At 71.3% G+C, this 21,241-nt stretch carries 22 protein-coding genes; 13 read left to right on the top strand and 9 right to left on the bottom strand.

What is annotated here, in order from left to right:
• Window positions 1-2: 2 nt before the first annotated feature.
• From HJG52_RS20700 to HJG52_RS07875, 4 genes are read left to right on the top strand one after another with little or no spacing between them, the layout of a single operon-like run.
• Window positions 3-1,745 (top strand): ABC transporter substrate-binding protein, encoded by a 1,743-nt coding sequence (locus HJG52_RS20700; protein WP_171242891.1) that lies wholly within the window; start codon window positions 3-5, stop codon window positions 1,743-1,745.
• Window positions 1,742-2,659 (top strand): N-acetyl-1-D-myo-inositol-2-amino-2-deoxy-alpha-D-glucopyranoside deacetylase, encoded by a 918-nt coding sequence (mshB, locus tag HJG52_RS07885; RefSeq protein ID WP_171242890.1) that lies wholly within the window; start codon window positions 1,742-1,744, stop codon window positions 2,657-2,659. Before HJG52_RS20700 ends, mshB begins: the two co-directional genes overlap by 4 nt.
• Window positions 2,656-3,150: a flavin reductase family protein gene (locus HJG52_RS07880; protein ID WP_346767622.1), complete on the top strand. Its 495-nt coding sequence runs from the start codon at window positions 2,656-2,658 to the stop codon at window positions 3,148-3,150. The genes mshB and HJG52_RS07880 overlap by 4 nt, the downstream gene beginning before the upstream one ends.
• 11 nt (window positions 3,151-3,161) lie before the next feature.
• Complete coding sequence (locus tag HJG52_RS07875; RefSeq protein WP_171242889.1) at window positions 3,162-4,832, top strand: VanW family protein; 1,671 nt, start codon at window positions 3,162-3,164, stop codon at window positions 4,830-4,832.
• A 103-nt stretch (window positions 4,833-4,935) separates the two neighbouring features.
• On the opposite strand, the gene HJG52_RS07870 is transcribed toward HJG52_RS07875, so the two are convergent.
• Together HJG52_RS07870 and HJG52_RS07865 are read right to left on the bottom strand one after the other, a co-directional pair.
• Window positions 4,936-5,346, bottom strand: coding sequence for a VOC family protein (locus HJG52_RS07870; RefSeq protein ID WP_171242888.1), 411 nt, complete (start codon window positions 5,344-5,346; stop codon window positions 4,936-4,938).
• A 135-nt stretch (window positions 5,347-5,481) separates the two neighbouring features.
• The gene (locus HJG52_RS07865; RefSeq protein ID WP_171242887.1) at window positions 5,482-6,516 is read right to left on the bottom strand and encodes a GNAT family N-acetyltransferase; all 1,035 of its coding nucleotides are present in this window, start codon (window positions 6,514-6,516) and stop codon (window positions 5,482-5,484) included.
• A gap of 21 nt (window positions 6,517-6,537) precedes the next feature.
• Here HJG52_RS07865 and fdxA point away from each other — a divergent pair, with 21 nt between their 5' ends.
• Window positions 6,538-6,864 (top strand): ferredoxin, encoded by a 327-nt coding sequence (gene fdxA / locus HJG52_RS20365; RefSeq protein WP_206069980.1) that lies wholly within the window; start codon window positions 6,538-6,540, stop codon window positions 6,862-6,864.
• Window positions 6,861-7,985 carry a succinyldiaminopimelate transaminase gene (gene dapC, locus HJG52_RS07855; protein ID WP_346767621.1) on the top strand — a complete coding sequence of 375 codons (1,125 nt, stop codon included), beginning with the start codon at window positions 6,861-6,863 and terminating at the stop codon, window positions 7,983-7,985. Before fdxA ends, dapC begins: the two co-directional genes overlap by 4 nt.
• Window positions 7,986-8,027: 42 nt before the next feature.
• On the opposite strand, the gene HJG52_RS07850 is transcribed toward dapC, so the two are convergent.
• The 5 genes from HJG52_RS07850 to HJG52_RS07830 all read right to left on the bottom strand — a co-directional run bounded on the left by HJG52_RS07850 (window position 8,028) and on the right by HJG52_RS07830 (window position 12,609).
• Window positions 8,028-8,471 (bottom strand): DoxX family protein, encoded by a 444-nt coding sequence (locus tag HJG52_RS07850; protein ID WP_171242885.1) that lies wholly within the window; start codon window positions 8,469-8,471, stop codon window positions 8,028-8,030.
• A gap of 115 nt (window positions 8,472-8,586) precedes the next feature.
• Window positions 8,587-9,225, bottom strand: a complete 639-nt coding sequence (locus HJG52_RS07845) for a maleylpyruvate isomerase family mycothiol-dependent enzyme (protein ID WP_346767620.1) — start codon at window positions 9,223-9,225, stop codon at window positions 8,587-8,589.
• Window positions 9,222-10,094, bottom strand: coding sequence for a fumarylacetoacetate hydrolase family protein (locus HJG52_RS07840; RefSeq protein WP_171242884.1), 873 nt, complete (start codon window positions 10,092-10,094; stop codon window positions 9,222-9,224). Before HJG52_RS07840 ends, HJG52_RS07845 begins: the two co-directional genes overlap by 4 nt.
• Window positions 10,094-11,239 (bottom strand): cupin domain-containing protein, encoded by a 1,146-nt coding sequence (locus tag HJG52_RS07835; protein WP_430413329.1) that lies wholly within the window; start codon window positions 11,237-11,239, stop codon window positions 10,094-10,096. The genes HJG52_RS07840 and HJG52_RS07835 overlap by 1 nt, the downstream gene beginning before the upstream one ends.
• On the bottom strand, window positions 11,236-12,609 hold the full coding sequence (locus HJG52_RS07830; RefSeq protein ID WP_171242883.1) for an MFS transporter: 1,374 nt from the start codon (window positions 12,607-12,609) through the stop codon (window positions 11,236-11,238). Before HJG52_RS07830 ends, HJG52_RS07835 begins: the two co-directional genes overlap by 4 nt.
• Window positions 12,610-12,658: 49 nt before the next feature.
• Here HJG52_RS07830 and HJG52_RS07825 point away from each other — a divergent pair, with 49 nt between their 5' ends.
• The 3 genes from HJG52_RS07825 to HJG52_RS07815 all read left to right on the top strand — a co-directional run bounded on the left by HJG52_RS07825 (window position 12,659) and on the right by HJG52_RS07815 (window position 16,528).
• A complete protein-coding gene (locus HJG52_RS07825; protein WP_171242882.1) occupies window positions 12,659-13,459 on the top strand; it encodes an IclR family transcriptional regulator domain-containing protein in 801 nt (266 codons plus the stop codon).
• 105 nt (window positions 13,460-13,564) lie between these two features.
• Window positions 13,565-14,854 carry a citrate synthase gene (locus HJG52_RS07820; RefSeq protein WP_171242881.1) on the top strand — a complete coding sequence of 430 codons (1,290 nt, stop codon included), beginning with the start codon at window positions 13,565-13,567 and terminating at the stop codon, window positions 14,852-14,854.
• Window positions 14,855-14,911: 57 nt separating this feature from the next.
• Window positions 14,912-16,528 (top strand): phosphodiester glycosidase family protein, encoded by a 1,617-nt coding sequence (locus tag HJG52_RS07815; protein ID WP_171242880.1) that lies wholly within the window; start codon window positions 14,912-14,914, stop codon window positions 16,526-16,528.
• A gap of 83 nt (window positions 16,529-16,611) precedes the next feature.
• Here the strand turns inward: HJG52_RS07815 and HJG52_RS07810 are convergent, their stop codons facing one another.
• Together HJG52_RS07810 and dapD are read right to left on the bottom strand one after the other, a co-directional pair.
• Window positions 16,612-17,499, bottom strand: a complete 888-nt coding sequence (locus HJG52_RS07810) for a hypothetical protein (protein ID WP_240977205.1) — start codon at window positions 17,497-17,499, stop codon at window positions 16,612-16,614.
• Window positions 17,500-17,502: 3 nt separating this feature from the next.
• Window positions 17,503-18,435, bottom strand: a complete 933-nt coding sequence (gene dapD / locus HJG52_RS07805; RefSeq protein ID WP_171242879.1) for a 2,3,4,5-tetrahydropyridine-2,6-dicarboxylate N-succinyltransferase — start codon at window positions 18,433-18,435, stop codon at window positions 17,503-17,505.
• A gap of 194 nt (window positions 18,436-18,629) precedes the next feature.
• Here dapD and dapE point away from each other — a divergent pair, with 194 nt between their 5' ends.
• The 4 genes from dapE (at window position 18,630) to HJG52_RS07785 (ending at window position 21,239) form a co-directional block, all read left to right on the top strand.
• A complete protein-coding gene (gene dapE / locus HJG52_RS07800) occupies window positions 18,630-19,721 on the top strand; it encodes a succinyl-diaminopimelate desuccinylase (protein WP_171242878.1) in 1,092 nt (363 codons plus the stop codon).
• A gap of 70 nt (window positions 19,722-19,791) precedes the next feature.
• The gene (locus HJG52_RS07795) at window positions 19,792-20,586 is read left to right on the top strand and encodes an LOG family protein (protein ID WP_171243151.1); all 795 of its coding nucleotides are present in this window, start codon (window positions 19,792-19,794) and stop codon (window positions 20,584-20,586) included.
• Window positions 20,587-20,649: 63 nt separating this feature from the next.
• Window positions 20,650-20,892, top strand: coding sequence for a hypothetical protein (locus HJG52_RS07790; protein WP_171242877.1), 243 nt, complete (start codon window positions 20,650-20,652; stop codon window positions 20,890-20,892).
• 38 nt (window positions 20,893-20,930) lie between these two features.
• Complete coding sequence (locus HJG52_RS07785; protein WP_346767619.1) at window positions 20,931-21,239, top strand: DivIVA domain-containing protein; 309 nt, start codon at window positions 20,931-20,933, stop codon at window positions 21,237-21,239.
• Window positions 21,240-21,241: the final 2 nt, after the last annotated feature.

Raw genomic sequence — 21,241 nt, 5'->3', positions numbered from 1 at the left:
CCGTGAGCCGGTTCGCGAACCGGCTCCGTGCCCGACGCCGTCCCCTGCTGCTCGTGGGGGCTGCCGCGGTGTCGCTGCTCGCCGCCGGGTGCTCCGGTGGCGGCGCGGGTGAGGCTGCCAGCACGGCGGTCAAGGGGCAGCTGTCGGTGCTGTCGCTCGGCCCGGTGGCCACGTGGGACCCGCAGCGGATGTCGTCCGCGCAGGACATGGCCTTTGCCGGCCGGGTCTTCCTGCGGACGCTGACGGCCTTTCCGGCCGGTTCCGACGCGGCCGCCCAGCGCGCCGTCGTCGGCGACCTCGCCACCGACGCGGGCACGCCCGACGCCGCCGCGAAGACGTGGAAGTTCACGTTGCGCAGCGGGGTGAACTGGCAGGACGGGTCACCCGTCACCTGCGAGGACGTGCGGCACGGCGTCTCGCGGTCGTTCGCCGCGCCCTGGGCGAGCGAGGGGCTCAACTACCCGACGGCATACCTCGACATCCCGAGGAAGGCGGACGGCACGTCCGTCTACACCGGCCCGGCGACCACGGACAAGGCCGCCGTCGCGGCCTTCGACAAGGCCGTGTCGTGCGAGGGAACGACGGTCACCTTCCGCCTGTCGACGCCGATGGCCGACTTCAACGAGGTGGTGGCTTCGCCGTCCTTCGCGCCGGTGAAGGAGTCGCAGGACAAGGGCAAGGACGGCACGTATGCCGTGTTCTCCAACGGACCGTACCAGCTCCAGAAGGCGTGGGACCCCAGCTCGGGTGGCACGTTCACGCGAAACCCCAAGTGGGACAAGGGATCTGACCCTGTCCGCAAGGCCCAGCCAGAGACGATCCGCTACGTCGAGGGCACCGAGTCACAGACCGCTGCGCAGCAGGTCCTGAGCGACGACCCCGCCCACCGGCAGTCGGTGACCCTCGACTCGGCTCCGCCGGCCATGCAGCAGCACATCCAGTCGGACAGCGGGCTGCGGCAGCGGTCGGTCAACCCACCCAGCCAGTTCGTCGACTACCTCGCACCCAACTTCTCCCAGGGCGTCATGCGCACCCCCGCTGTGCGCAAGGCCTTGGCCCTGTCGACCAACCGGGACGGCTACATCGCCGCGCTGGGAGGCTCCAGCGCCGCCACGCCCACGACCAGCCTCATCGGCCCGGCCCTCCCAGGCCACCGAAAGGACGCCACCACGCCACTGGCGCCTGACACGGGGGCGGCGCGGGCGGCGCTGCAGTCCTCCGGGCTCACGCTGCCGGTGAAGATCCGGGTGTCCTACCGGTCCACGCCGACCGCCGACAAGGCGATGGCCGCGCTCATGAACGGGTGGCAGGACGCAGGCTTCGCGGTGACGCTGCAGCCGATCGCCAAGGACTACTTCACGACGATCGCCGACACCAAGCGGGTCAGCCAGACCGACGTCTTCTGGGCCAACTGGGCGCCGTCGTGGCCGTCGGCCGGCACGGTGATCCAGCCGCTGTTCGACAGCCGCCTCAACCTCACCAGCGAGGGCAGCGGACGCGACTACGGGCGCTTCGCCGACGCCGGTGTCGACAAGGAGATCACGCGGATCACGGGCCTGGCCGACACCGGTGCGCAGGCCGAGGCGTGGAGCAAGCTCGACCAGTCGCTGGTCGACCGCGGCGCCTACGTCGCGCTGGCCCAGCGACGCTCGTTCTTCGTGGCGGGCACCGACGTCAAGGGGCTCGCGTCGAACGAGGCGCTGGGCGGGTTCGTCGACCTGGCCACGATCGAGGTCACCCGGTGACCGACGTCGCCCCGGTGCTCTTCGTGCACGCGCACCCCGACGACGAGACCCTCACCACCGGGATCGCCATGGCCCACCTCGTGTCGGCCGGGGTGCCGGTGCACCTGCTGACCAGCACCCTGGGGGAGGAGGGTGAGGTCATCCCGCCCGAGCTGGCACACCTCGACTCCGCCCACGACGACGCGCTCGGACCCCACCGGCTCGGCGAGCTGCGGGGCGCCATGGCCGAGCTCGGGGTCACCCATGAGCTCCTCGGGGCCGACGAGGCACGGGGCCGGCTCTCCCGGTGGCGCGACTCCGGGATGGCGGGCACACCCACAGCGGCCAACCCCGCGGCATACGTCAACGCCTCGCTCGACGAGGCGGCCGGGCTCGTGGCCGACGTCATCCGCCGGCTGCGGCCGCGCGCGGTGGTGACCTACGACGCCGAGGGCGGCTACCGGCACCCCGACCACATCCAGACCCATCGCGTCACCCGTGCGGCGGTCGCCTCGCTGCCCGAGGGCGAGCGACCGTCCCTGTATGCCGTGGTGACGCCGATGTCGTGGGCGCGCGAGGACCGGGCCTGGCTGGCCGAGCACCTGCCGCCTGACAGTGGGTGGGCGCTGCCGCCGGTCGACGGCGAGTACCCGCCCGGCGTCGTGCCCGACGAGGTCGTGACCCATGCGGTTGAGCGCCCGGATCTCGCCCCGCGACAGGCGGATGCATTGCGCCACCACCGCACGCAGGTGACCGTGCGAGGCGACACGTACGCCCTGTCGAACGACATCGCCGCACGGCTCTCCGGACGTGAGGGGTTCGTGCGGATCGACCCGGTGACGGGCCTGCCGATGGCCTCGGGCGAGGATGGTGGGTATGCCGCGACCGAGGACTTCGTGCCGCGTCGCCGGGCCGAGGGGGAGGGACCTGCGTGAGCACGCCTGCCGAGCGTGACCGGTTCCGGCTGGCGATGGGGCGGTTCGCCACCGGGGTCACGGTGCTGACGACCTTCGCCGGTGGGCACGACCACGCCATGACGGCCAACGCCATCACCTCGGTGTCGATCGACCCGCTCCTGGTGCTGGTCAGTGTCGAGCTGGACGCGCGGTTCCACGACGCCATCGTCGACTCCGGGGTGTGGGGCGTCAGCGTGCTGGCCGCGAGCCAGCGTCCGGTGGCCGAGTGGCTGTCCACCCAGGGCCGTCCGCTGCACGGCCAGCTCGACCGGATCCCCCACACCAAGGGGCCGGAGACCGGCGTCGCGCTCATCGACGGAGCGCTGGCGCACCTCGAGCTGCGCACGACGGCGATTCACCCGGCGGGTGACCACAGCATCGTCGTCGGCGAAGTAGTGTCCATGTCGAGCCACGAGCACCCGGGCGATGCCCTGGTCTACTACCGCAGCCGCTACCAGGCGCTGCCCTGAGGAGAACGCCCGTGAGGGAGAACGGATCCGCCGCCCTGAGGGGGACGATCGCCGTCGCCGTGCTCGCCGCGGCATACGTGGCACTCGCGCTCTTCCTCGGTCGCCACGTGCCCGCCAACACCTCGGTCGCCGGCGTGCCCATCGGTGGGATGTCGCCCGACTCGGCGGTGCAGACGCTCGAACGGGCGCTCGCGCCCAAGCAGAAGGCCCCCGTGGTGATCCAGGCCGAGGGGACGAAGCAGGAGCTCCAGCCCGCCGAGGCCGGGCTCGCCTTCGACCTGCCCGGGACCGTCGACGGCCTGACCGGCTTCAGCCTCAGCCCGGCGGACCTGTGGACCCACCTCACCGGCGGCAGCGACGAGCCGCTCAGGACGACGGTCGACAGGAGCAAGCTCGAGGCAGCCGTGGGCAAGGCCGGCAGCTCGCTGAACCGCAAGGCCGTCGAAGGGGCGATCGCGTTCGCCGACGGCAAGGTCAAGGTCACCGAACCCGTTGTCGGACGGACACTTTCGGCAGCCGCGACGGCTGACGAGATCGCCAAGCGCTGGCCCACCGAGGAGCCGGTGGCCGCCAAGTTCGACACGACTGAGCCGAAGGTGTCGGCGCAGGAGGTCGAGCGGGCGAACCGCGACTTTGCGACCCCGGCCGTGTCGGGACCGGTCAAGGTCGTGGCCGGCTCGAAGACCTTCTCGGTGGCTCCGGCCGAGTACGCAGGGGCGCTGTCGATGAAGGCAGATGCGTCCGGGAAGCTCCAGCCGGTCGTCGACGACACCAAGGTCGTGGCCGCCGTCCGCGCCGCCGCGGCCAATGTGGGCCTGGAGAAGAAGGCGCAGGACGCCAAGATCACGTTCAGCGGCACCAAGCCGGTCGTGACGCCCGCCGTCGTCGGCACCAGCCTCGACCCCAAGTCGATCGGGTCTGCGTTCACCGCGGCCCTCACCTCCGCCGACCGCACGGCGAAGGTCGCGACGACCGTCGTGCAGCCGAAGCTCACGACCGCCGAGGCCAACAAGATCAAGCCCAAGGAGATGATCTCGACCTTCTCCACGCAGTTCCCCTACAACCCGCCGCGCACCGAGAACATCACGATCGCCGCGCGCACCCTCAACGGCACCTACGTGGCGCCGGGGGAGACGTTCTCGCTCAACGGCAAGCTGGGGCAGCGGACGGCCGCCAAGGGCTACAACTCCGCCCCGGTCATCATCAACGGCCGGCTCACCAAGGACTACGGCGGCGGCATCTCGCAGCTGTCGACGACGCTGTTCAACGCGATCTTCTTCTCCGGGGCCAAGATCGAGGAGCACCACCCGCACAGCTTCTACATCTCGCGGTACCCCGAGGGGCGCGAGGCCACGATCTCCTGGCCCGACGTCGACAACCGGTTCACCAACGACACCGGCTACGGCATCCTCATCCAGGCCGGTGTCTCGGGGAACTCGGTGACCGTCTCGTTCTATGGCACCAAGGTGTGGGACATCGAGGCGGTCAAGGGTCCGCGGCGCAACGTCGTCCAGCCCAAGACCATCGTCGACAACAAGAAGGGCTGCGTCACCCAGACCCCCACGCCCGGCTTCGACGTCACCGTGACCCGCATCTTCAAGAAGGGCGGCAAGCAGGTGAAGTCCTCGCAGTTCAACACGCACTACATCCCCGAGGACAAGGTCACCTGCACCAACCCCTGAGCCACAGCTTTTCCGCGTCATGCGCAAAGCGTGAACTTCGCTCGGGCTACTAGGGCGAGCGAAGCTGAGGTTTCCCGCTTGACGCGGAAAAGCTGAGGTCGGGTCAGTCGGTCACGAGGTGCGCGTAGGGGTCGGGCCGCTCGGACTCGCTGCGCAGGACGCAGAACTCGTTGCCCTCGGGGTCGAGCAGCGTCGCCCAACCGCCACCGTCGGGCGTGCGCAGGTCCTGGTGCATGCGCACGCCGAGCTCGAGCAGCCGCTCGACCTCCTCCTCGCGGGTGCGGTCGGTCGGGGTGAGGTCGAAGTGGAGGCGGTTCTTCACGGTCTTGCCCTCAGGCACCTCGATGAACAGCACCCGCTGTCGGCCGTCCGGGGACAAGATCATGCACTCCTCGTGGCCGGGCAGGTTCGGGTCGCGGGGGTCCTCGGAGAACCCGAGCACCTTGGACCACCAGTGCGACTGTGCGTGGGCGTCACGGGAGTCGACGGACGTGTGCGAGATGCGGCTGGTCACGCGACGACCGCCCGAGGACACGACCGAGCGCCAGCGAGGGAGGCCCGGAAGGCGGAGGAGCGGAGCCAGTTCAGTGAGGTCATGGCGGACAGCCTTGTGCCCCCACGCCGCCCAACGCCAGTGGTTATGGGCCCGTCACGGCTGGGTGAGGTAGACGTACCCCGAGTGCCGTTCGAAGCCCATCCGCTCGTAGAGCCGGATCGCGACCTCGTTGTCGGCCTCCACCTGGAGGTGGACGAGCCGGACTCCCTCGTCGAGTGCCGCGCGGGCGAGCCGTGCGGTGAGGTGGGCGGCCAGGCCACGACCTCGGTATGCCGGGTCGGTCCGGACCGCGCCCAGGCCCGCCCAGCCGTGGGCGAGGGCCAGGCGTCCGACTGCGACCGGGGTCGTGCCGGCAGCACCCCGCTCGCGCAGCCCGAGCTGCTGGGAGAGCCCGCCTCCGGGGATGGTGCTGGCGAAGAGCTGGCGCGGTGAGCCTTCGAGGACGCCCCGCAGCACAGCCGGGTCGACGCCCTCGCCCCTCGGGTAGCCCTGGAGCCAGCCGGCCGTCAGGGTCTCCTCGATCACGACCTCGGGGCCGCCTGGGTCGGCACTGGCGACCCGGTCCGTCGGCGCCGTCATGGTGAGGCTCCGGCTGCCGACCGTGTAGCCACGGTCCACGAGAAGGGCGCCCAGCGGGTCGGCCGCGGGGTCGAAACCCTCCGGTCCTGCGAGGGTGACCTTCGCAGGGAGGCCGCGTGCGGCATACCACTGCTCGACCCGGTCAAGCGCGCTGGAGAGGGGCAGGCCGGGGTCGCCGAGCGGCACGACCGAGTTGCCGCGCTGGGTGAAGCCGGACGACGCCCGCAGGACCCAGCCGCCGAGCGACTCGCTCTCCACCGCGCCCCATGAGGGCGTGACGAGGCGCTGGAGGTCGGCCACGCTGGTCGTCCGGTGGGGTGCGCCCGTCCGGGTGGGCTTGGGCGGCACCTCCTTGGCGGCCACGACCCGGTCTCGGGCGACGACGACCTCGCCCGAGGAGGTGCCGATGGTGAGCTCTTGCTCGGTGCGTGAGAGCAGCTCGCCGACGGTGTCGGTGAGCGTTGCCCCGGTCGTCGGGTCGGGTGTCTCGAGGCGCCATCGGACCACGACCCGAGACGTGAGGGGGAGGTGTTCGCCGAGGTCACCCATGGGCCGAATAGTATGAGCGGCATGACCTACGTGATCGCCCAGCCGTGCGTCGACCTCAAGGACAAGGCCTGCATCGAGGAATGTCCCGTCGACTGCATCTACGAGGGTGAGCGCTCGCTCTACATCCACCCCGACGAGTGCGTCGACTGTGGCGCCTGCGAGCCGGTGTGCCCGGTCGAGGCGATCTACTACGAGGACGACACCCCCGAGCAGTGGGCCGACTACTACAAGGCCAACGTCGAGTTCTTCGACGACCTCGGCAGCCCCGGTGGTGCGGCCAAGCTCGGTGTCATCCCCAAGGACCACCCGCTGATCGCCGACCTGCCCCCGCAGGAGCACGACGAGTGAGGAGCCCCCGGGCTCTGCCTGACTTTCCCTGGGACTCGCTCGCTCCGTCCAAGGAGCGGGCGAGTGCCGTTGCTGGAGGCATCGTCGACCTGTCGGTGGGGACGCCGGTCGACCCGACGCCGCAGGTCGTCCAGGACGCACTGCGCTCGGCGGCCGATGCGCCCGGCTACCCGCAGACGTGGGGCACGCCCGCGTTGCGCGAGGCGGTCGCTGGGTGGTTCGCGCGGCGGCGCGGCGTGCCGGACGTCGACCCCGACGGGGTGCTGCCGACGATCGGCAGCAAAGAGCTCGTGGCCTGGCTGCCGACCCTGCTGGGTCTTGGGCCCGGTGACGTCGTCGGTTTCCCCCGCATCGCCTACCCGACCTACGACGTGGGTGCCCGGCTGGCCGGCGCGACGCCGCAGGTGGTCGACGGGCTCACGGCACTCGGCCCGATGACCGCGTCGACCACGCCAAAGCTGTTGTGGCTCAACACCCCCAGCAACCCGACTGGCAAGGTCCTCGGCGTCGAGCACCTGGCGAAGGTCGTCGCCTGGGCGCGGCAGCACGGTGTGGTCGTGGCGAGCGACGAGTGCTACGCCGAGCTCGACTGGCGCGACGACGCCGAGGGGCTCACGACGCCGTCCATCCTCGACCCACGGGTCACGGGCGGCTCCCACGAGGGGTTGCTCGCGGTCTACTCGCTGTCCAAGCAGTCCAACCTCGCCGGCTACCGCGCGGCCTTCGCCGCCGGCGACCCCGCACTGGTGAAGCAGCTCCTCGAGGTGCGCAAGCACGCCGGGATGATCCCGCCGTGGCCGGTGCAGGTCGCGCTCACCGCAGCGATCGGTGATGACGCACACGTCGCCGAACAGAAGCAGCGGTATGCCGCGCGGCGGGCCGTGCTGCGTTCTGCCGTCGAGGGTTTCGGTCTGCGCATCGACGAGTCGGAGGCCGGCCTCTACCTGTGGGCGACGCGCGACGAGGACTGTTGGACGACCGTCGACCAGCTGGCGCAGCGCGGCATACTCGTCGCGCCCGGCGCCTTCTATGGCGAAGCGGGTCGCCAGCACGTGCGCATCGCGCTCACGGCCAGTGACGAGCGCATCGCGACGGCAGCCGAGCGGCTCCGGGCCGGCTGACCCGCCGGGAAGCGGGAGCCGGGCCAGGAGCCGCCCGCCCCGTCAGGCCGGCGTGGCCGCCGGTGCCGCGCCTCGGCGACGGGCCAGCGCACCGTCGAGGCTGAACGTGCCCGCCCCCATCGCCGCCAGCGCGAGGGCGCCTGCGGCGAGGGCGAGCACGTAGGACGGGCCGCCGTTCGCGACGAAGAACCCGTTGCCCTGGTGGGCGATGAGGGCGGCGGCGACCATGTGCAGCGCGAGCAGGCTGCCCACGACCGGGGTGAACGCCCCGAGCATGAGGGCGATGCCGCCACCGAGCTCGAGCACGATGGCGACCAGTGCGGCCGCGTCAGGGACGGGGGCGCCCATGCCGGCGAACCCCTCCTGGGTCGCGGCGACGCCGTTGGTGACCAGCTTCTGCCAGCCGTGCATGACGAAGATGAAGCCCAACCCGAGTCGGGCGACGAGCGCGAGCACGTCGCGGGCGGGGGATGGGAGGGAGCGCATCAGGGTCCTTTCGTCGGGGGCGGTGATGCAGGAGGGCGACGCCGGGCGAAGCCCCTACTGACAGTAGGAAAACGGGCTGGACGAAACCTGAACGGCGCCTGACACCGGTGCTGGCTCAGAGCCAGCTGCCGAGCTGCGGCGGCTTGCTCGAGCGGCCGGTCAGCCAGGCCACGAGCGCGGCTCCGGAGTCGCCGGCGGCGTGCCGCTTGGCGGCGTCCGAGGCCAGTGCGGCGCGCAGGTCGCCCGGCACGGCCTCGAACCCGAACCCGCGCTCGAGGTCGACGGCGTGGATCCACACCTCACGGGTACGCATCCACAGCGTCTGCGACGCCGGGATCTCGCGGCCCTGCGCGGTGCGCACCAAGGCATCCCACGCCGAGTCGGGAAGCTCGTCCCACTGCCGGGCCAGAGCCTGCGAGGACTCGTGGGCCGCGTCCCGCAGCGTCGCCGGGTCGAGCCGCGAGCTCTCCTCGATGTCGCGGTCACGGGCCTCCTGGCTCGAGTACATCGGGGTCTCGACGCCGGTCCGCGCCCAGGTCAGCAGGCGCCCCAGCGCCAGCGCGTTCTGGTGCACGTGCGCGACGACGTGCGCCCGGGTCCATCCCGGCAGCAGGCTCGGCGTCGCCCACGCGTCCGGGGTCGCGGCCAGGTCGTCGACGAGGTCGAGGAACGTCGTGGTCCCGTCGGTGACCCACCCGTATGCCGCGCGGGCCCGCTCGGGGGCACCCGCCGGCATACCTGCGGGTGCACTCACGCCGGCGCCTGCGTTGTGGGCGGGGCGGTCACCGGGTTCACGCACTGGCCGAGCCCGGCGATCTGGGTGGTGAGGACCTCACCTGCACGAAGGTAGCGCGCCGGCTGCCGCGCGTGCCCGACGCCGCCGGGAGTGCCGGTGGCGATGACGTCGCCGGGACGCAGGGTGAGGATCTGTGAGACGTAGGCGACGAGCGCGACCGGGTCGAAGACGAGGTCGCCGGTGTCGGCCTTCTGCACGGTCTCGCCGTCGACGGCGCAGCTGAGCTCGAGCCGCGGGCGGACGCCCCCGTCGAGCTCGTCGGGCGTGACCAGCCACGGCCCGAACGGTGTTGTCGCCTCGAACGTCTTGCCCTGGAGCCACTCGGGGGAGCGGTACTGCCAGTCGCGGGTGGTGACGTCGTTGAGGACCCCGAACCCGGCGATGGCGTCGGCCGCGGTGGCCTCGTCGGCGCGCCGCACGGTGCTGCCGATGACGACCGCGAGCTCAGCCTCCCAGTCGACGGCGTCGGAGTTGTCAGGCAGGGCCAGCTCATCCCGCGGGCCGATGAGGGCTTCGGGGTACTTGGCGAAAAGCGTTGGGAACTGGGGGAGTTCGCGGCCCATCTCGAGGATGTGGTTGCGGTAGTTGAGGCCCACGCACACGATCTTGGCCGGCCGCGGCACGAGCGGCGCGAAGTCGAGCGAGTCCGCGGCCAGGTCGAGCTCGACGAGGTCCGGTGACTCGGCGCGCTGGCGCCAGTGCGGGTCGGACAGGAAGTCGCCGAGGTCGGACGCCCCGAGGTCGAGCACCCGGTCGCCGTCGACCCGCACGGCCCGTGTGGTGGTCGCCCCGTCGATGGTCGTGGCGCGAATGGTGGAAAGGTGCATCACTGCTCCTGACCGGCGACCTGGACGCGGTCCAGGTGGAGCCGTTCGTAGATGGGGGTGTCGCTGAACCGGAAGAGGTCGACTGCCTCAGCGGCGCCGATCGTGAAGGGCACCCAGGACGGGACGACGAACAGGTCGCCAGCCGCGAGGTCCCACGTCCGGTCACCGACGATGACCTCCGCCCGGCCGGTGAACACCTGCCAGACCGACGACCCGACCTCCTGGCGTCTCGCGGTCGCGGCACCGGCACGCAGCCGGTGGAACTCGGTGCGCAGGGTCGCCATGACGTCGGCGCCGGTCGCCGGGTTGGCGAACCGGACGGCGGCATGGCCGGGTTCCACCACCCCCGCGTGGCCGGCGTCCTCGAGCGCCAGCTGGTCGGCGAGTGCGCGATCCGTGTGTTCCCAACGGTATGCCGCGAGCGGCGAGCTGGGTGCCGGGCGGGCAACCTGGGAGAGCGGCTGGAGGCCCGGGTGGCCCCAGAGCTGCTCGGACCGGGAGCGGTCCGGCGTCTCGGTGCTGCTCACCTGCTCCGGCCCGAACTCGAAGAACGTCGAGTCGATGCCGTGCGCGAACGGGATGTCCAACCCGTCGAGCCAGGCCATCGGCTCGGTCGCGATGTTGTGGTGGCCGTGGAAGTGCCAGCCGGCCGTGAGCAGCAGGTCGCCGCGGCGCATCGCGACCGGGTCGCCGTCGACGACGGTCCACACGCCCTCGCCCTCGACCACGAAGCGGAACGCGTTCTGCGTGTGGCGGTGCTCCGGGGCGACCTCGCCGGGGCAGAGGTACTGGATCGCGGCCCACATGGTGGGGGTTGCGAACGGCCGGCCACCCAGGCCCGGGTTGGCCAGGGCGATGGCCCGCCGCTCACCGCCGCGTCCGACCGGGACGAGCCGGCCCGACTCCTGCGCCAGGGGCAGCAGGTCACCCCACTGCCAGGCGTGCGGCACGGCTCGCGAGGTCGGCTCCATCGGCATCAGCTCGCCGATCTCGGTCCACAGCGGCACCATGTGCTGCCGGTCGAACGCGGCATACAGGGCGTCCAGCTCCGGGCTCGGATCGGGTTGTGCGGCAACGGGTTCCGGCACGACGCTCAGCTGGCTGGGTCTGGCGGCGGGTGGTGGCGCAGCAGGACTGCTGGTCACGAGGTTGCTCCTTCGGTGACGGGGCGGTCAGGGGTGGTCGTGGCCGTCGGCGAGGCGCCGGACGGGTGTGCGACGGCGGGCTCGACCGCCGCCGCGACGTCGGTCGTCGCGGTCGCGGTGCGTCGCGGGAGTGCGAGCAGCAGGAGCGCGGCGGCGCCGGCCACGGCGGCGAAGACGAGGAAGTTGGCGTCGACGCCGAGCCCGCGGGCCAGGAGCAGGCCGCCGACCTGCGGACCGACGACGGCACCGATGCGCCCGACCCCGAGCGCCACGCCGAGGGCGCTGCCACGCACCGAGGCGGGGTAGCGGTCGGCGATGGCGGCCAGGACGAGGCACTGGGTGCCGTGCGTGCCGACGCCGGCGAGGACCAGCACGGCATACGTCAAGGGCACCGACGGGTGGGTGAGCATGGCGACCAGGGCGACGGCCGCGAGGGCCGAACCCGCCGCGGCCACGCGGCCCGGCCCGAAGCGCACCCCCGCGGCAGCGGTCAGCAGCGAGCCGAGGACGGCGCCGAGGTTGAGCGCGAGCAGGAAGGTGAGGGCGGAGCCGAGCTCGAACCCGCTCTGCCGCATCAGCTGCGGCAGCCAGGTGCCGAGGCCGTACCAGGTGAACAGCACCAGCGCGGTGGTGGCGCAGAACAGGACGGTGGCTCGCACGTAGGGGGCCCGGAACAGTGCGCTCACCGGCTCGCGCACGGTGGTCGCGGCCGGGGCGGGAGCCAGTCCGAACCGGGCCTCGAGGGCGACCGCCTCGTCGACCCGGCCCTGGCTGCGCAGCCAGACCGGCGACTCGGGCAGCCAACGCAGCGCGATCGGCACCACGACGGCGAGTGCGACGAGCGCGACGACGAACATGGTGCGCCAGCCCGACGCGGGGATCACCCAGATGCCGAGTATGGCGGCAGCCGCGCCGCCGATCGGCACGCCGGACATCATGAGGGTCGACACAACCGAGCGGTGCCTGGCGCTGACGTACTCGGCGGCCAGCGCGTTGGCCGACGGCACGAGTCCGCCGAGTCCCAGGCCGGCGAGGAGGCGGAAGGTGCCGAACTGGCCGGGCGACTGGGCCACCGCGCAGAGCGCCGTGAACACCGAGAACCACACCGTGCACAGCAGCACCGTGCGGCGACGGCCGATCCGGTCGGCGAGTGCGCCGGCACCCAGGGCGCCCATGAGCATGCCGACGAAGGCGAGAGCGCCGAGGGTGCCGGCGGTGGCCTTGGTGAGGTTCCAGCCGGGCTCGGCGAGCAGACGCGGCAGGACGGTGCCGTAGACGATGAGGTCGTAGCCGTCGAAGACGACGATGAGCCAGCACAGTGCGGTGACGAGCACGGAGCCGGAGCGCGCCGTTGCGTTCCTGGTTGTCATGCGCTGGACCGTAGGCCGAATCCTCCTGTGCGGAATAGGATGTTCTGTTGTGAGGAACAAGCCAGCGTATGCCGTCGATGCCGTGGACCACGCCCTCCAGCTCGCGACGTTGTTGCGGCAGGAGGGGCGGCTGCGGGTCACCGATGCGGCGGCGGCGCTGGGTGTGAGTCGTTCCACAGCCCACCGCCTCCTGGTCACCCTCGTCTACCGCGACTTCGCGGTGCAGGACCGCGACCGGTCCTACCTGCCGGGCCCCCTTCTCGTTCCGGCGTCCCCGGCCGACCCGGCGGTGCTGCCCGGGGCACCGTCGGTGGTGCGGCTGCGCCAGGTCGCGCGTCCCCACCTCAACCAGGTGGTCGCCGAGACGGGGGAGTCGTGCAACGTCCAGGTCCTGGCCGGCCAGCAGGCCCACGTCGTCGCCTACGTCGAGGGTCCGGGGTGGCTGCGCGTGGGCGACCGGTTCACCCGCGAGTGGGATGCCTGGCTCACCTCAGGTGGACGAATCCTGTTGTCCCAGTTGGGAGATGACGAGCTGGCCGAACGCCTGCCGTCCTGGCCCGCCGCTCGTGTCGAACGTCTCCAGCGCGAGCTGGAGGTGTGCCGGCGGCGGGGCTACGCGGTCAACGACCAGCTCACCGAGGACGGCGTGACCGCCCTCGCCGTCCTCGTGCGAGCCCCCCAAGGTATGCCGCTCGCGGCCATCGCGCTCGCGCTCCCGACGCCGCGTTTCGACCGCGACCTCGTCCCCGCCTGGGTGGGTGCCCTGTCGGCCGCATCCGCCCAGATCACGCGCGATCTCGGCGGCGCGCACGCGGCATACGACGCTCTGGGGGCGAGCCCGCGAGGGTGAGGGCGGATTGTGGGCGCCCACGCACGGTGGGGTAGCGTCGAAGTGCGCGAGGCGCGCCACCTGACCGGCCCGCCCGCCCCTCCGACGCACGTGAAGGATCGACGCATGAGCAACGACGGCGCCACGCTGAAGGCCGATGGCAAGGACCTCGACCTCCCCCTCGTGAAGGCGACCGAGGGCAACAACGGGTACGACATCTCCAAGCTGCTCAAGGAAACCGGCAACACCACCGTCGACATCGGCTTCGTCAACACCGCGTCGTGCAACAGCGCGATCACCTACATCGACGGTGACGCGGGCATCCTGCGCTACCGCGGCTACCCGATCGAGCAGCTCGCCGAGAAGTCCAGCTTCCTCGAGGTGTCCTACCTGCTCATCTACGGCGAGCTGCCGACGACCGAGCAGCTGGAGGACTTCGACCAGAAGATCCGCCGTCACACCCTGCTGCACGAGGACCTCAAGGCGTTCTTCGGCGGCTTCCCGCGCGACGCCCACCCGATGCCCGTGCTGTCGTCCGCGGTCTCGGCGCTCGGCACGTTCTACCAGGACAGCCTCGACCCGTTCGACAAGGAGCAGGTGGAGATCTCGACGGTGCGGCTCATGGCCAAGCTGCCGACGATCGCGGCCTACGCCTACAAGAAGTCGGTCGGCCAGCCGTTCCTCTACCCCGACAACTCGCTGTCGCTGCCGGAGAACTTCCTGCGCATGACGTTCGGGTTCCCGGCCGAGCCGTACGACCTCGACCCCGACATGGTCAAGGCGCTCGACCTGCTGCTGATCCTGCACGCCGACCACGAGCAGAACTGCTCCACCTCGACGGTGCGTCTGGTCGGGTCGGCTCAGGCCAACCTGTTCAACTCGGTCTCGGCCGGCATCCACGCCCTGTCGGGTCCGCTGCACGGTGGCGCCAACTCGGCCGTGCTGGAGATGCTCGGCGGCATCTACGACAACGGTGGCGACGTCGACACCTTCGTCAAGAAGGTGAAGAACAAGGAGGACGGCGTCAAGCTGATGGGCTTCGGCCACCGGGTCTACAAGAACTACGACCCGCGCGCCGCCATCATCAAGAAGAGCGCCGACACCATCCTCAACAAGGACGGTGTCTCCGACCCGCTGCTCGACATCGCCCTCAAGCTCGAGCAGGTGGCCCTCGAGGACGACTACTTCGTGGAGCGCAAGCTCTACCCGAACGTCGACTTCTACACCGGCCTCATCTACAAGGCGATGGGCTTCCCGACCAAGATGTTCACGGTGCTCTTCGCCCTCGGCCGGCTGCCGGGCTGGATCGCTCAGTGGCGCGAGATGATCGAGGACCCGCAGACCAAGATCGGCCGCCCGCGCCAGATCTACGTCGGCGAGACCGAGCGCGACTACACCCCGATCTCCAGCCGCTGACCAGCGGTTCACTTTCTCGACGCGCGCCGTTGCCCTGGCGGTCCTAGCGTCTGGGGCATGAGGCGCACTCGGGCAGCAGCGGTCGGCACCATCCTCCTCGGCGTCACCACCGCACTCGCGAGTGCGCCGGTGTATGCCGCGTCGCCGCCTTCCCGGGCGGGCGCGGCCTCCGCGTCTGGTCCGCTCGATCTGGGGCCGGCCGGTCTCGCGGAGAGCCGCACGTCGCGTGAGGTGCAGCCCGGCGTGACGTGGACTCAGATCGTTCGCGGCGCGGCGGACCCGGCGGTGCGCTGGGTCGTCGAGGTGGGCATCCCGAGCGGGTCGACCAGCCCGGATCCGGACGCGCCCCCGCGGGCGATCCAGGACGAGACGAGTGCCGTCGCCTTCGCTTCCCGGCTGACCGCTGCCGGGTTCCCCGCCCGTGCCGAACGGGTGCTGCAGCCCGCCATGGCCGACGTGCCCGCCGGCGAGCTCGGCTGGCGGGTGCGCCTCGAGCGCACGTTCGCGACGCAGGCAGAGGCGAACGCGCAGAGCGCGCGGCTGCGTGCCGCCGGCTTCAGCGGACGGGCCTGGTATGCCGGGTGGGACGGCACGTCGTCGGCCCGCGGTCCGTGGACGGTCAACGTCGTGACCATCGACCCCAAGCGCTTCAAGGGAACCCTGGGCGGCACGTACGGTCCGGACCTGGAGAAGCGCGAGACCCCGAGCTGGTTGAACTCGTACGAGCGGGCGTCCGTCACCCTCAACGCCGGGTTCTTCGTCTTCGACCCCAAGGCCGGTGCCGAAGGCGACCCGGCGGGCGCAGCTGTCTACGACGGCATACTCGAGTCCGAGCCCGTGGGCTCGCGTCCCGTCCTGCTGCTGGATCGAAAAGCCAAGCGCACCAACGTCATTCGTCCTACGTGGTCCGCGCAGGTGAGGCTGCCCAGCGGAGTGCGAGAGCTGGACGGTCTCAACCGCGTGCCCGGGCTCATCCGCAACTGTGGCGGCACCAGCGACGACGTCGTGACGGCGCTGCCGTTGCACGACGTCACGTGCACCGACGGCGACGAGCTGGTGCTCTTCACCACCGCGTTCGGTGCGTCGACCCCGGCCGGGGCGGGAGCCGAGGCGGTGCTCGACCGGCAGGGCCGGGTGGTGTCCGTTGCGCAGACGCGTGGGGTGCAGCTCGGCGACGGGCAACGGTCGATCCAGGGGATCGGGAGCGACGCCGCGCTGGTGAGCGCGCTTCAACCCGGCGACCGCGTGCGCACGGACACCGAGCTGCGTTCCGGTGGGCGCCCGGTCGACCTGCCGGGCCGCGCTGTCATCAACGGCGGTCCGGAGCTGGTGCGTGATGGTCAGGTGCACGTCACCCAGCGGCAGGACGGCATGGTGCACCCGGGTGAGCCGAGCTTCGCCTACGGCTGGGTGCTCCAGCGCAACCCGCGCACCTTCGCCGGTGTCGACGCCGCGGGCCGCACCCTGTTCGTGACGGTGGACGGGCGCCAGCTGGGCGAGCTGGGCCTGTCGATCCCCGAGACCGCGGCGGTGGCCCGCTCACTGGGCATGGTCGAGGCGATGAACCTCGACGGCGGCGGCTCGACCGCGCTCGTCGTCGACGACCGGCTGGTGTCGCACCCATCCGACGCAGCGGGTGAGCGCGCTGTGGGTGACGCGATCTTCATCCGCTGATGCTTCCTCCCCGTCGCCCGGGCCGTTCGAGGTAATCGCCGACCGGCACCGGGCAGCCGATGACCTCGAACCGGCAGGTGACGTCAGGGGAAGGTGACGGTCACGGTGGTCTTGCCCGCGGTCTTGCCCTTGACCTGTCGCCACGACCAGCCGTCGGAGTCGCGGGTCCGGGTCCACTCGCGCTCGCCGACGCGCACCTTCGTGGCGCCGAACTGCGAGGCCTTCGCCACGGCATACGCGCCCGTCGCCCACGCGACCCGCTCGGACGGCGCGTCGACGGTGAACGTCTTCCCGCGGACGGTGCCCTTGACGCCCTGCTCGGTCGACAGCGCCTCGCCGAGCGCGCCGGGGTTGCCCTCGGCGGCGTCGTCGAGCCGGCAGCCGAGGCCGGCGGGGGAGTGCCCCATCAGCGTCGACGCGAGCAGCCGCCCCTCCTGCTCGTGGTCGGCATACGCCTCGGGGTAGGCGCTCTTCTGAACCTTCTGCGCGATCTCGGTGATGCGCATCCCCTCGTAGCCCTTGATCTTCACCAGCGCGTCGTAGAACTTGTTGGTGGCGTAGACCGGGTCGAGGATCTGCTCGACCGTGCCCCATCCCTGGCTCGGCCGCTGCTGGAAGAGGCCCACGGAGTCGCGGTCGCCATAGCGCAGGTTGCGCAGCTTGGACTCCTGGATCGCCGTGGCGATGGCGATGGTCGCGGCTCGCGCGGGCAGGCCGCGCTTCTCCGCGACCGCCGCGATCGTTGCCGCGTATGCCGTCTGGCTGGGGTCGAAGGTCACGCTCTGTCCCAGCGCAGTTGCCTGGCAACGCGGGCCGCCGAAGTTGTGGCGGATCCCCTGGATGCCGAGGACACCGGCCACGACGAGCCCAATCGCGAACGCCAACAACACGATTCGCGTGACCAGCTTGCGCAGTCTGCTGTGGTGGTGCTCCTCGGCGAGGACGACACCGCGCCGGGTGCGAGCGGGCATGGCTCAGTCGTTGGCGTGCAGTGCGGAGTTGAGCACGATGCCGTGCCCGTCGCGCGCACGGGCCTCGACGGTGCCGGTCACCGAGTTGCGCAGGAACAGCAGGTTCGACTGGCCGGACAGCTCGCGCGCCTTGACGACGCGGCCGTCGGTCAGCGTGACCTTGGTGCCGGCGGTGAGGTAGAGCCCGGCCTCGACGACGCAGTCGTCGCCGAGGGCGATGCCAAGCCCGGCCTCGGCGCCTAGCAGGCAGCGCTGGCCGATGCTGACGCGCTCGGTGCCGCCACCGGAGAGGGTGCCCATGGTGGAGGCGCCGCCACCGATGTCGGAGCCGTCTCCCACGACGACCCCTTGGCTGATGCGGCCCTCGACCATCGACGAGCCGAGGGTGCCGGCGTTGAAGTTGACGAAGCCCTCGTGCATCACCGTGGTGCCCGGCGCGAGGTGGGCGCCGAGCCGGACGCGGTCGGCGTCACCGATGCGCACCCCGGTGGGGACGACGTAGTCGACCATGCGCGGGAACTTGTCGACACCCAGCACCTGCACCGGCCCGCGGCCCCGCATGGCGGCCCGCGTCAGCTCGAATCCTTCGACGGCACAAGGGCCCTGGGTGGTCCAGACGACGTTGACGAGCACCCCGAAGAGGCCGTCGAGGTTGACCGAGTTCGGCGGGGTGAGGCAGTGCGAGAGCAGGTGCAGGCGCAGGTAGGCGTCGGACGGGTCGGCCGGCGCGGTGTCGAGGTCGATCTCGGTGGTGACGAGCTCGCGGCGCACCTTGCGGACGTCGTCCTTGCCGACGAGGGCTTCGAGCTCGGCCGGGGCCTGGGCGTCGGCGGGGCGGTTCCCGAGGGCAGGGGTCGGGTACCACGTGTCCAGGACCGACCCGTCCTCGTGGATCGTGGCCAGGCCGTGCCCCGAGGCGGTGCGCTCGCTGCTCATGGGTCCCAGCCTAGAGGGCTGCCCTGAACGCTCCCTGACACCCCGGCTGCGAAACTTTGGGCCAAAGTTCGGCTCTGCTCGGAAGGTTCCGGGCACCAGCGAAGTTTGGGCCAAAGTTCGGGCGTGAGGACGCTGGGCCTGGGAGGCGCGGGGAGGCCCGGGATCCGCTGGGGGGACCGGATACCGTGGGCGCCATGGCTGAACCCGCCCCCAGCACCCCGCCCGCGCTCGACCTGTCGGCCGACATCACGACCCTCACGGCGGCCCTGTGCGACATCGAGTCGGTGAGCCTCGACGAAGCCGCGATCTGCGACGCCATCGAGACCGCCCTCGCCCCGCTCGAGCACCTCGCCCTCACGCGGATCGGCAACACCCTCGTGGCGCGCACCGACCTCGGGCGCGACGAGCGGGTCGTCCTCGCCGGGCACATCGACACCGTGCCGCTCACCACCGACCCGGCCAACCTGCCGACCCAGCGGCGGGGGGACGAGCTCTGGGGTCGTGGCACGGTCGACATGAAGGGCGGCGTCGCTGTCCAGCTCAAGGCAGCTCTGGTCACCGAGCCGAGCCGCGACCTCACCTTCGTCTTCTACGAAGGTGAGGAGATCGACAGCCAGTACAACGGGCTCCTCCACATCCACCAGCAGCGCCCCGACCTCATCGAGGACGCCGACTTCGCCGTGCTGCTCGAGCCGACCGGCTCCATCGTCGAGGGCGGCTGCAAGGGCACCCTGCGGGTGGACGTCGTGACCAAGGGGATCGCCGCGCACAGCGCCCGTCCGTGGAACGGCCACAACGCCATCCACGACGCGGCCGAGGTGCTCGCCCGCCTCGCGGCATACGAGCCGGAAACCGTCATGGTCGACGGCCTCGAGTATCGCGAGGCGATGAACGCGGTCGGCATCGCCGGCGGCATCGCGACCAACGTCATCCCCGACCGGTGCGTCGTCACCGTCAACTACCGTTACGCGCCGGACAAGTCCGAGGACGACGCACTCGCCGTGGTCAACCAGCTCTTCACCGACTTCGTCGTCACCGTCAACGACAACGCGGGCGGCGCGCGGCCCGGGCTCGACCGGCCGGCGGCCAAGGCGTTCGTCGAGGCCCTCGGTGTCGACGTCGTGGCCAAGCAGGGGTGGACCGACGTCGCGCGGTTCTCCGCGATGGGGGTGCCCGCCGTGAACTTCGGGCCGGGCGACCCCAACCTGGCCCACCACGACGAGGAGCGCGTGCCCGTCGCCCAGCTCGAGTCCGCCGAGGCCGCCCTGCTGCGCTGGCTGGCGTAGGTAGGTTGGCGACGTGAGCGACGACCAGCTGACCGACGACAAGCCGACCGGTGACACGCCGGCCGACGACCTGACCCAGACCAGCGGCGCCACCGAGCGCGACTACGACTACCACACGGGCCCGGTGACCCTGCGCGGATCGCGCGTCCCCGGCACCACCACCGACCAGCGCCTCCTCGACAGCCGTGGCCCGAGCGACTGGGTGCACACCGACCCTTGGCGGGTGCTGCGCATCCAGAGCGAGTTCGTCGAGGGCTTCGGCGCGCTCGCCGAGCTCGGGCCGGCCGTGTCCGTCTTCGGGTCGGCGCGCACCAAGCCGGACAGCCCCTTCTACGAGCTCGGCACCGAGGTGGGTCGTCGCCTGGTCGAGGCCGGGTATGCCGTGATCACCGGTGGCGGGCCGGGCGCCATGGAGGCGGCCAACAAGGGCGCCCGCGATGCTGGCGGGGACAGCGTCGGCCTTGGCATCGAGCTGCCCTTCGAGCAGGGCCTCAACGAGTACGTCAACCTCGGGGTCAACTTCCGCTACTTCTTCGCGCGCAAGACGATGTTCGTCAAGTACGCGCAGGGCTTCATCGTCCTGCCGGGCGGCTTCGGCACCCTCGACGAGCTGTTCGAGGCGATCACGCTGGTGCAGACCCAGAAGGTCACGTCGTTCCCGATCGTGCTGATGGGCCGCGAGTACTGGTCGGGCCTGTTCGAGTGGTTGCGGGGCACCCTGCTCGCGGAGGGCATGGTCGCGGCCAAGGACATCGACCTGCTGCACCTCACCGACAGCGTGGACGAGGCCATCGACATCATCGTCGCGGCCGACAAGCACGCCGAGGACGCGGCACCCGCGGTCACGCCCAAGCGCCCCGAGTAGACCGCCTGCACCCCCAGCGGGCGACCCATGGACGCGGGAGCCCGTCCCGCGCGACAATGGCTCATGGCCCTCGTCTCCCCGATCCCACGTCACGGCGATGTCGTCGTGGGTCGGGACGTGGCCGGGCGCACGCTGCGTATCTCGGGCCACCCCGGCACCGGCCGGGTGGTGCTGTCGATCTGGCAGGACAACGTGTGCAAGGCGACCGTGCGCCTCGCCGTCGACGACGTGCCGCACGTCGTCGAGATGATCACCCGCAGCGCCATCACCCCAGCCGACGAGGCCGAGGCGGGACACGCGGGCTGAATGTGCCACGCACAGCCTGACGTGCGACGATCAGCCGCGTGATCTGGGTGTTCTTCATCGTCATGGCCGTGGTGGTGGTCGGCGGCTTCTTCGCGCTGCTCACCGGCCGTCTCGGCTACGACCCGATGGCTCCGGCCACCACGACCCAGTCCGCGCCGGTCCTCTCCGACGAGATCGCCGCGAGCGAGATCCCCACGATCCGGTTCGACACCGCGCTGCGCGGCTACCGCATGGACCAGGTCGACGCCGTGCTCGACCGGCTCCAGGACCGCATCGAGGAGCTCGAGGCCGAACGCGCGCAGGGTCACCGGGTGCCGGACGAGCCCGGTCCCGGCCCCACGGCCTGAAC

This window comes from Knoellia koreensis, assembly GCF_013041615.1.
Classification (GTDB): domain Bacteria; phylum Actinomycetota; class Actinomycetes; order Actinomycetales; family Dermatophilaceae; genus Pedococcus; species Pedococcus koreensis.
The sequence above is the reverse complement of the archived record's forward strand: the minus strand, read 5'-3'. Positions and strand labels throughout refer to the sequence as shown.